1 pseudogene is annotated in these 401 nt (G+C 68.8%); it reads left to right on the top strand.

Annotated features, from left to right (window positions below):
• Positions 1-401, top strand: a pseudogene (locus GVL52_RS29855) (sorbosone dehydrogenase family protein); the annotation flags it as partial.

The following is a 401-nucleotide window of genomic DNA, read 5'->3' as shown; positions in this document are numbered from 1 at the left end:
GAGCCGGGCACCGGCGTGCTCTGGACGGTGGTCAACGAACGCGACGAAATCGGCAGCGATCTGGTCCCCGACTACCTCACCTCGGTGAAGGAAGATGGCTTCTACGGCTGGCCCTACAGCTACTGGGGCCAGCACGTGGACGCGCGCGTACAGCCGCCCCGGCCGGACCTGGTGGAAAAGGCCATCGTGCCCGAATACGCGCTCGGCAACCACGTCGCGCCCCTGGGGCTGGCGTTCGCCGGCGGCGCGAACGGTGCGGGAAGCACGGGTGCCGCGGTGCCGCCGTTGGCTCCCCAACTGGCCGATGGTGCCTTCGTCGGCCTGCACGGCTCCTGGAACCGCAAGCCGCGCAGCGGCTACAAGGTCATCTTCATACCGTTCGCCAACGGCAAACCCCAGGG

It is taken from the genome of Rhizobium sp. 18055 (assembly GCF_902706285.1).
Lineage (GTDB): Bacteria > Pseudomonadota > Alphaproteobacteria > Rhizobiales > Rhizobiaceae > Rhizobium.
This window is presented reverse-complemented; position numbering and strand designations above follow the sequence as displayed.